Below are 2,983 nucleotides of genomic sequence, written 5' to 3' on the forward strand. Positions count from 1 at the left end.
GCAACGCTACCTCGTAAAGCATTCATCCGTCTTGGTGAGTTTGCGGTAGCAGAAGCAGAGCGTAACTACGCTTACCTAGGTGGTGATTTCGGTGGTATCCCTGATGGCGTCGGCATCGTTGAGCGTTTCGACACGTTCGCAAGCCAATATGCAACAGACAAAGGCGTTGATTTCCTACGTCGTGCACTAAGCTACGCAAAAGACCGTCTAGGCATCGAAAAACAAGCGTTCCTAAACGAGCTAGTACTGGCTTACCTTGCGTGTAACTACCCAGTGCCACCACGTATGCTAGTGAACATCGAGAAAGTGGTTAAACAATACATCGCAGAAGAGATGTACGGCCCAATGCCAATGACGACTAACTTTGACCTGTTCGCAACAGAAGGCGGCACTGCGTCAATGACGTACACGTTCGCAACCATGTTCAACAATGGTCTATTGAAAAAAGGTGACAAAGTTGCGCTAATCACGCCAATCTTTACCCCTTACCTAGAAATCCCAGAGCTTTCTGAGTACGAACTAGAGATCGTTGAACTGCGTCTTGATGAGACCACTTGGCAGCTTCCAATGTCTGAAATCGAGAAACTGGCAGATACAGACATCAAACTACTTTGCGTCGTTAACCCTGCTAATCCAGCATCAGTGAAATTCTCTGACGAGACTCTAGAGAACCTAACAAACTTTGTGAATGAGCAACGCAGTGACCTATTCATCATCACTGATGACGTATACGGTACATTTGCCGATGACTTCGTTTCTCTATTTGCAAAACTACCATACAACACACTTTGTGTTTACTCGTTCTCTAAGTACTTTGGTGCAACAGGCTGGCGTCTAGGCACTATCGGTATTCACGATGAGAACGTGTTCGACGATACACTTCGCTCATTCAGTGAAGCGACACAGTGCCAATTGGACGACCGTTACAAAACGCTAACTCCAGAGCCACGTGACATCAAATTCATCGACCGTATCGTTGCTGATAGCCGCAGCGTAGCCTTGAACCATACTGCAGGTCTGTCTCTACCACAACAAGTACAAATGGCGATGTTTGCTCTAACTTGTCTAATGGACTCAGAAGGTCGCTACAAAGCCGCTTGCAAACGCATCATCCGTGAGCGCTACACAACGCTTTACAAAAACATGGGTGTAGAAATCGAAGAGAACAAAGACCGTGTGGATTACTACACACTCCTAGAGCTAGACACGCTAGGTGGCAAACTTTACGGTCAAGAGTTTGTCGACTGGTTCAAAGCTAACGAGAAAGGTAAAGACTTCCTATTCCGTCTTGCTCACGAAACTGGCGTCATCTTACTACCTGGTAAAGGTTTCGACACAGTACACGCCTCAGTACGCGTATCACTAGCGAACCTTACTCACCACGAGTACGAGCTAATTGGCCGTGCAACACGCACTGTGTTGGATGAGTACTTCCAAGAGTTCTCTGCGTAATTCGTAGTTGCTAGAAAATATAAGCCCCGTCAAGTCGGGGCTTTTTTATTCGGTTGTTTAGGTCGTGATAATGAATGTAATTTCTGTAAATGCCGTTGAATCTGCCATTTTGGCACTCTTGATGTTGTTGTTTGGTGAGGTAACCAAAAAACACACACCAATATTAAGTAAATATCATATCCCAGGGCCGGTGATTGGTGGGTGCATCGCAGCCTTAATTACTACTTGCTTATATCGCATGGGAATGGAGTTCGAATTTGAACTTCCTTATAAAGAGACGTTGATGCTGATGTTTTTCGCAGGCATTGGTTTAAGCGCAAATATCAAGCAGCTATTCCAAGGTGGACGCTTGTTCGTTGTCTTTCTCGGAATCGCCGTTGTTTATATTATTTTTCAGGACGCTATTGGTGTCGCTGCAGCCTCGTTCTTAGGGCTGGATCCTAAGCTAGGACTGATGACGGGCTCTATCACCCTATCAGGTGGGCATGGTACAGGTGCTGCATGGGCGTCGATGTTTCATGACCATTTTGGTGTCGATAATGCACTCGAAATCGCGATGGCCTGTGCCACTTTTGGTCTTGTGATTGGCGGTATTATCGGAGCGCCTTTAGGCACGTATTTGGTTGAAAAAAATCAACTTTCAACACCGAACGTACATGCAGCAGATGTGGAACACAAAAAGGCCCATCACATGCCGACTAAGGGCAATGTACTACATGGCATCGGAAGCGTTGTTCTTTTAGCATGCTGTGTTGAGCTCAGCCAAATGCTACATAGTTTAGTGCTTGTGCTCGATGTGCATTGGCTGAACATGGTGCCAAATTTCGTCTATGCGTTATTTGTTGGTGCACTATTCTCAACACTATTTAGCGAGAGCAAACCTGCCAAGATTGCGATGGTCGAAGTGGCACGTTTAAGCTCAATTGCCCTAAGTGTCTTCTTATCTATGGCATTGCTTGAAATCAAACTTTGGCAGCTGTTTGATATGGCGTTGTCGCTGGTGGTTATCCTAACGATTCAAACATTGTTTACTATTGTGTTTGTTACGTCCGTTACCTATAAGCTACTCGGTAAAAATTATGATGCCGCGGTGATGGCAAGTGGTCATGCGGGCTTTGGTTTGGGTGCGACACCGACAGCCATGCTCAATATGAATGGTATCACGGGTTACTACGGCCCATCGCCACAAGCGTATTTTATCGTGCCGTTAATTGGTGCGTTCTTTATCGATCTCTCAAACCTAATCGTTATAGAGACATTCTTACATTTCATGTCTTGATGGATCTTCCCCATCAAAGGGGATTACCAAAGTTCAGTACTTTGACTTTAAAATTTACTCAAGACATCAAAAACTATATTCAGAAGAGGAGTGACGGTTTGAAAGGTGTCCAGTTCCGCTGGTTCAGATCACTAGCTTATTTCGATGATTTTACCGCGAGTTCAATGGACGGGTTAAATCGGCTTTGTTTCCTAATTGGATCTCAGATAGAAACGGCCAGTATGGGTGATTATTCATAGACAGGATCTTAAG

General features: G+C 45.2%; 2 protein-coding genes. Both read left to right on the forward strand.

Annotated features, from left to right (window positions below; genetic code table 11):
* Window positions 1-1,452, forward strand: a 1,452-nt coding sequence (locus AB4371_RS21485; protein ID WP_372150642.1) for a bifunctional aspartate transaminase/aspartate 4-decarboxylase, incomplete at its 5' end; no start/stop codon positions are given.
* Between the two features lie 70 nt (window positions 1,453-1,522).
* Window positions 1,523-2,731 carry a sodium/glutamate symporter gene (gltS, locus tag AB4371_RS21490; RefSeq protein ID WP_017061004.1) on the forward strand — a complete coding sequence of 403 codons (1,209 nt, stop codon included), beginning with the start codon at window positions 1,523-1,525 and terminating at the stop codon, window positions 2,729-2,731.
* Window positions 2,732-2,983: the final 252 nt, after the last annotated feature.

It is taken from the genome of Vibrio sp. 10N.261.51.A3 (assembly GCF_041471965.1).
Lineage (GTDB): Bacteria > Pseudomonadota > Gammaproteobacteria > Enterobacterales > Vibrionaceae > Vibrio > Vibrio crassostreae_C.